The organism is Verrucomicrobium sp. BvORR034 (assembly GCF_000739635.1).
Lineage (GTDB): Bacteria > Verrucomicrobiota > Verrucomicrobiia > Verrucomicrobiales > Verrucomicrobiaceae > Verrucomicrobium.
Map to the genome: position 1 here is coordinate 22657 of NZ_BATQ01000150.1, position 6886 is coordinate 29542.

Here is a 6886-nt window from a genome sequence, read left to right on the forward strand (position 1 = left end):
TGGCCTTGTGGGCATCGGTCAGCGCCGCCTTCACCTCCTCGTCCTCAGCCTCGCCGATGGCTTCCTCCGTCTGTTGACGAGCGATCTCCTGGGACTCATGGAGCACACCCATGTCCTTCTCCAGTTGGTCAAACTTCTTCCCCGCACCGGCTGTGCGAACCACCTTCCACGTGGCATTGAGCACCTCCTTCTGCAGTTTGCCCAACTTGGTGGCGGGCGAGCCGCCGCCTTCGCCCCCTTCTCCTCCGGGGGGGCCTCCCCTTCACGGAAGATGTCTTCAAAATGCCGCACCTCGGCAAAGAACATGTCGCTCTGCGTGCGGCGCACCTGGCCGCCTGGAGCCGCGTCTTCTGCCCACACATAGTAGGAGAGCAACTGCCGCGGCTCGGCCTTCAGCGACTCCATCTCCATCATGGTTTTCAGCTCGTGATGCTTCTTGCCTTCCAACTTATCACCAGAGAGCAGCACCTCGCGCTCCTGGTCTCCGAGCATGAAAACTGCCCCGGCGCGACGCACCCCCAGGTCATCCCACACCTTGGCCTCGAGCGGCATTTCCTGAATAGGAGAAACGGCCAGGTCCCGCTTCGGGAAGACGATCTCCACCTTGGGCGGCTGGTCCGCCAAAATGTTTACCTTGAACCATGGCGGCTGCTTGTTGGAGCGCTCCTGCGCATCCACCAGATGCAACCGGTACTTCTGGGTCGCTTCAGGCGTCATGGTGCCCTCCAGCATCAGCGGATCATCCTTGGCCGGCACGAGCGGCACACTCTTCTTGTCCTCGCCGTACAACTCCGCCTGCGCCACCGGTTTGTTCACCTTGATGCGGAACTTTACCAGGGAGCCCTCCAGTGCGGTGACATTCTGCGTCTTCTTCACCTCCTTCACCGGCTGGCCTGAGTAGGCTGGCGGAGTGATGATGGCGTCAGACTGCACCAGTTCGGGGTGCACATAGGTTGTGATGCGAAACGTAGGGGACGACTGCTCTCCGTAGGCCACCCGGTAGAAGCAATCCTTTTCCACCTTGGTGATCACCCCGCCGAAGGCCGAGGCCTCGACACCCGCCTTCATCGGCACACGCTGCAGTTCCTGCTCGCCAGTGGCATCAGTGCTCACCACGATGGCAGCATTCAAAGGCACCCCGCCCTTGAAGCGGGCCTCCACCACCAGGCGTGTCCCACGCTCCACCTCCGCATCGCCCGGGCGCACCTCCACCTCGAACTGGGCCAACGGGTGCTCAACTGGAACTTCCGGCGTCGCCTTCGTCACCAGAGGGGCGGGACGCAGCCGCGGCAGCACCATCAACACCTGCATCCCTACCAGCACCAGCAGGGAGATCATACCCAGACTCTTCCACCACAGCACCTGCTGGCGGCGGCGTTTGCCCATCCAGTCGTGCGCGATCCCATGCCGCACCGCGTCCTTCACCACTTTCTCATGCAGATAGCGGGAAAGCGCGGCGTCATCCGGTTTCTCCAGCGCCGTGAGCAGGGCAGCCTGCAGCTCGGGATGTTCTTCCTCGATCCCCCGCGCCAGTTCCAGCAGGTCCACCGGGCGACGGGAGATCCACCACCACCCGCCGGCGGCGCAGAGCACAAACCCCACGTACACGGCCAGCGGCACCATCACCCGGCTGGAGCCACGCAGCTCAGGCAGGGGCAGCAGCCCCAACCAGAAAAGCGCCAGAGCCGCCACCGCGACAGCACACATCGCAGCCAGAAACTTGTACCCACGAACCGTGCGCTCCGCCTCGATGAGAGGTTCGAACCGCCTGGCGAGCAAGTGGGGGACAGAGGGCGTTTTCATGGCGTGGGCATCATGCGGGTTGTATTTCAGGGTTGCGGGCTTTCCCTTCACGCCGGCCCGCCAGCCAGGTCTCCATCAACAATACGATGAGGGCCGCCAGCAGGGCGGCCTTCCAGATCTTTTGGCGCTGTTCCTCCAGCGCATCCTCCCGGCGCACCAGGGCGGCGGCCGCATCGGCACTCACGCGACCACTCAGAGAGGGCTCCATAGTCACGCCCAGCTCCGTCAGGCGCTCCACTGGCAGGGGGGCCAGACGCCCCTCCGCAGCGGCCAGATTCACCGCGATAGACTGTGCCGCGTCGCCCGTGCCAAAGCGATAGATCCCTGGCACGCTGGTCCCGCTGAAGCTGGGTTCCTTGGCGGCATCCCACAGCGCGGTTTTCCCGTCTGGCCCGGTCACAGACACGGTTCCCTGCCAGTTGCCTGCGGCGGCTGGAATGCTGTCCCCTACGGTGTACACCGTGCCCAGCGCAGCGCCTCCCGATGCCCAGTCCAGCAAGCCATACAGCCAGGGCACAAACTTGGAGGAGACCGCGAACTGGCTCTCCGCTCCGGTCCAGCTGGCCCCGACGTAGAGCAGGCGTCCGCTTCCAGCCGTCCACTCCATCCAGGCGGGCACCCGGTCATCAAAGCGTGCCAGCACCTGTCCTTTACCTGCAGGTGCATCGGCAGACTCTCCAAGCACCAGCTGACGATGTTTCCAAAACCGGACCTTGCTGAAGTCACGCACACCTGCTTCTGCAAACGCCCGCAGAGTGATGTGATCAAACGCCAGATCCTGGAGCAAGGCCTCGCCTGAGGCTGATTCCTTGAACCCCCATCCGGCCTCGCCCGTGATCGCGCGCAGCAACCCGCCTTTGTCCCCTTCCTGAGCCACATACACCAGCGCGCCACCGGCCTGAACCCAGTCCTTCAACATGGCAGCGGAACTATCCGCCCCCTCCCCGAACGCAAAGACCACGGCCGTACCGGGCAGATCCGCACGACCCAAGTCCTGGTGGGTCTTTTCCACCAACACCGGTTTCAGCGTCGCAGTCGGCTGGAAGGCCCGCACCAGGTAGAACAAGGGGGAGGCCGTATCCGTACGGGACAACCGGTCTCCCACACAGACAATCCGGAGTTCCCGGGCGCGAGTCTTGGCCACATACAAATGGTTGTCGAAGTCCACTGCATCCCCTGAGAGATGCAGCACACCATCTGCGGCCGCCGTAGCATCGGACCGACCTGGCGCACGGAGAATGCGGGAGCCCCCTGAGGGCACGGACGCTTCAACCAGCTCTCCTCCGTCTGCCCATTTCAGGGTGAATTTTTCATGCGTGGCCTCGCGACCACTCGTCACCCGTACGCGAATCGCGCCCTCACCGCCCGTGGGGGCGGCCCCTTTCCCAGGCACCGCAGCCGCTTCTTCCTCAATCACCACCGAGGCGGTAGAGAGGGCAAAGTTGTCTTTCCAAGGTGCATTCACCACCAGCGGGGTGACGGTGACTTTGTCCGGCCAGCTGTCGGCATGGAGTGCCTCAAGCGCCGAGCCCTCCTGAAGGTCAGACACCAGCACGATTCGTTGTTTACGGGAACCCTCCACCGCCTGCCCCTGGAACCGGCCCGCGGCATAGCGCAGCGCCCGGCCCAGATCCGTGCTCTGCCAGCCCGGTTTCACACCATCCAGCAACCGTTGCAGCTCCGTCTTGCGCCCGCCTTCGGGAAGGCTCTGCCAGGCCTCAAACCCCAGCAATTCCCGGGGTTCTTTGTCAAAGGTGGCCAGCATGACGTGGTCCTGCTCCCGCAGGGTGGCCGTCGCCTCGCCGAGACGCTTCTTCATCTCCTCCACGGCCCCCGGGCGGTTCATGGAAGCACTCGTGTCCACCAGCAGGCACCAGGTGGTGCCCGTCGTGGCCACCATGTCCCCGCGGGTGCGGAAGAAGGGCCGGGCAAACATCAACGCCAGCAGCAGGAGCGCCAGGCAGCGGAGCAGGAGCAGGAGCCAGTCCTCCAGCTTGCGCCGCGTACGCGGCGGCACAGGAGTCTGCTCCAGAAACATCAGCGAGCTGAAGGGCACCGACTTCTGCGGAGGCTGCCGACGAAAATGGAGCAGGATGGGCACCGCCACCGCCGCCATCCCGATCAGGAAAAATGGAAACAACAGGTTCATGCGGCCCTTCGGGGTGCGGCCCGGTGGCGCGCCGCCAGATGGCGTCGGGCATGCAGGAAGTCAAAAAGGTCTTTCTCCAGCGGGGTATCCGTACGAATCAGCCGGTATTCCGCCCCCTGGCGGGCACAGATGCCCCTCAGCTTCTCCAGATGCTCGTTGAGCCGCTTCAAGTACGAGGCCCGAGCGGTCGTGGGATCGAGGAGCAACTGCCGCCCCGTCTCCGCATCCGTGAACTGCGCCCCCTCAGTGAAGGGGAAGTCCAGCTCAGCCGGATCCATGAGGTGAAACACCACCACGTCATGCTGCATGGCCCCCAGCAGGCCGAGGTCCTGGTCCAGCCCATCGAGCGGCATGAGAAAGTCCGACATCAGCACCAGCAGCGCACGACGGCGGATCATCTCCCCCAGCGGCCGCAGGGGCAGTCTGGGCCCACCCGCCACCGGGGAGGCAGCCGCCTTTTGCAGATTCACCAGCAGGGCATGCCACTGGCCAGACCGGGCCTGAGCGGGCAGATGGTCCCGGATTTTTTCGTCAAACACTGTCAGCCCCGCCGCATCGCCCTGCTCCTTGAGGAAGAGCCCCAGCGTCGCTCCCAGAGTGGCGGCGTAGTCCAGCTTGGAGAAGCCGGCCGAGCCATACGCCATGGAGGAGCTCGCATCCAGCAGGAGCTGGCAGCGCAGATTGGTTTCCTCCTCGAACTTCTTCACATAAGAGCGGTCACTGCGGGCCATCACCTTCCAGTCGATGAAACGTGGGTCATCCCCCACCACATACTGGCGGTACTCGCTGAACTCCGCGGAGAATCCGTGCAGAGGGCTCCGGTGCATCCCCTTCCAGAAGCCCTCCATGACCAGACGCGCCCGCAGTTCCAGGGAGCGGACACGCATGAGCGCGGCGAGATCAACATTGGAAGGGGCGGAAGCCATGAGTCAGAGCAGCGGATGAAAACGGAATCACTTCGCGACAGGATGGAGCGGCACGGTCTGGACAAGCTTGGCGATCAAGCTGTCCACCGTCACGCCTTCGGCCTCGGCGCGGTAGTTGAGCTGCAGGCGGTGACGTAGAACGGGCCGCGCCAGCGCCTTGATGTCATCGAAGTTCACATGAGCCCGACCCTGGAGCACAGCGCGCGTCTTGCCGCCCAGCACCAGGTACTGGCTGGCGCGGGTGCCTGCGCCCCAGTTCACCCATTCGTTCACAAAGTCTGGCGCATGCTCCCGGTGCGGACGTGTGGCGGAGGCCAGGCGCACAGCGTAGCGCACCACTTCCTCCGCGATCGGCACCTTCTTCACCAGCTCATGACAGCGCAGAAGATCCTCGCCGGAGAAAATGGGTTGGATGGGCTCTGCCTTGCGCGAGGTCGTCTGGGTCACCACCGCCACTTCTTCGTCTTCAGCCAGGTAGTCGATCACGACATTGAGCATGAAGCGATCCAGCTGCGCCTCTGGCAGAGGATAGGTGCCCTCCATCTCGATCGGGTTCTGCGTCGCCAGCACGAAGAACGGCTCCTCCAGCACGAAGGTCTGCCCTGCCACCGTCACCTGATGCTCCTGCATGGCCTCCAGCAAGGCGGCCTGCGTCTTGGGCGGCGTGCGGTTGATCTCATCCGCCAGGATCATGTTGGCAAAGATGGGTCCCTTGTGAAACACGAGGTCACGCCCCTCAGTTGTTTCCTCGAGAATCTCCGTGCCTGTGATGTCGGAAGGCATGAGATCCGGGGTGAACTGGATGCGGCGGAAGCTGAGGCTGAAGACCTGGGCGAGCGAGTTGATGAGCAGGGTCTTGGCCAGCCCCGGTGCCCCGGTGATCAGGCCGTGCCCGCCCGCCAGCAGCGCGATGAGCATCTGCTCGATCACCTCTTTCTGGCCCACGATGACCTTGGACACCTCCTTGAGGATGCGGTCATGCGCGCTGTGCAGCAGTTCCACGGTCTTGCGTTCCAGATCCTGTTCATTGACTGGGGCCGGGACGGCTACCGGAGCGGGAATGGGAGGCGGCAGAGCAGACATGAGGATATCAATGGGTGAGGACGTAGAAGAGAATGTTGATGCCCAGCGGGTAGGCGTACTTCTCGGAGAACTCGCGGAAGTACCAGGGATCCGTCCCCTCCTCCTCCCAGCCGTCACCGAGATCCGTGTTGTGACAGATGATCATCATCATGCGGCCCTTGTCATCGAAGACGCCGCGATAGTGCACCTCCTCCGAGCCGGGCTTGTTCCACTCATAGGTGATGCCGCGCCGCCGACCCGCAATGGCCGCGCCCACGGAGGGAATCTGCGGCTTCACTTTCAGATCAAACACGATGTGAAAGACTTCATGAGTGATCGGCAGTTCCACCGGCTCCCGCTCAGGAAAGATCTGCTTAAAAGCCGTGTAGAAGGTGTCCCACTCGTGGGTGCCCCAGAAGTCGTCCACCATGAGGAATCCCCCATTGAGCAGATACTCACGCAGGGTGCGCGCCTCATCCGCCGTGAGGGAAATGTCCCCGGGCTCCACCATGTAGATGAAGGGGTAGTGCCGCAGCTGCTCCGCCTTGATGTCCACAATCGCCCCCTTCGGATCCACCTGCAGGGCGGTGAGCTGTTGCAACCGGTAGCCAAAGTTGAGGTCCGCATCCGGGTAGTCCGTCGTCCACTTGTCATGACGACCCCAGTGACTGTAGGAATTGTACCGCACCCGGGCGAAGGTGAAGGTGTCGTTGGGCAGCTCCTTGCTCACCGGCCACATGGGGAAGTCACCCCGCATGGCATCCCGCGGATCTTCCGGCACAGAGCCGTCGGTGATGCCGAAGTTCTTGGGCTTGCCCGGCTCCTGGGCATAAAACACCCCCAGCCCGGCCAGGAGGCCGGCACAGAGATAGATGAAACAGCGTCGTTTCGTCATGGCGCGGGGGCGGGGTTCCGGCCCCGGCAGGAGGCGGGGTGGGAGCAGGTG

5 protein-coding genes are annotated in these 6886 nt (G+C 63.5%); all 5 read right to left on the bottom strand.

All coding sequences use genetic code 11. From position 1 onward, the window contains the following. Positions 1-30: 30 nt before the first annotated feature. Entirely contained in the window at positions 31-1803 is a 1773-nt protein-coding gene (locus BV034_RS36895) for a DUF4175 family protein (RefSeq protein ID WP_343123300.1), read from the bottom strand. A gap of 10 nt (positions 1804-1813) precedes the next feature. Then, on the bottom strand, positions 1814-3952 hold the full coding sequence (locus tag BV034_RS26450; RefSeq protein WP_050029961.1) for a BatA domain-containing protein: 2139 nt from the start codon (positions 3950-3952) through the stop codon (positions 1814-1816). After that, on the bottom strand, positions 3949-4878 hold the full coding sequence (locus BV034_RS26455; RefSeq protein ID WP_050029962.1) for a DUF58 domain-containing protein: 930 nt from the start codon (positions 4876-4878) through the stop codon (positions 3949-3951). Before BV034_RS26455 ends, BV034_RS26450 begins: the two co-directional genes overlap by 4 nt. A gap of 27 nt (positions 4879-4905) precedes the next feature. After that, complete coding sequence (locus BV034_RS26460) at positions 4906-5961, bottom strand: MoxR family ATPase (protein WP_050029963.1); 1056 nt, start codon at positions 5959-5961, stop codon at positions 4906-4908. Between the two features lie 7 nt (positions 5962-5968). Further along, positions 5969-6886 (bottom strand): DUF4159 domain-containing protein (locus tag BV034_RS26465; protein WP_265593499.1); only part of this gene is annotated, 918 nt, incomplete at its 5' end.

Coding starts and splice junctions, on each gene's coding strand:
- BV034_RS36895 (WP_343123300.1), bottom strand. CDS start 1,803: ATGAAAACGCCCTCTGTCCCCCACTTGCTCGCCAGGCGGTTCGAACCT.
- BV034_RS26450 (WP_050029961.1), bottom strand. CDS start 3,952: ATGAACCTGTTGTTTCCATTTTTCCTGATCGGGATGGCGGCGGTGGCG.
- BV034_RS26455 (WP_050029962.1), bottom strand. CDS start 4,878: ATGGCTTCCGCCCCTTCCAATGTTGATCTCGCCGCGCTCATGCGTGTC.
- BV034_RS26460 (WP_050029963.1), bottom strand. CDS start 5,961: ATGTCTGCTCTGCCGCCTCCCATTCCCGCTCCGGTAGCCGTCCCGGCC.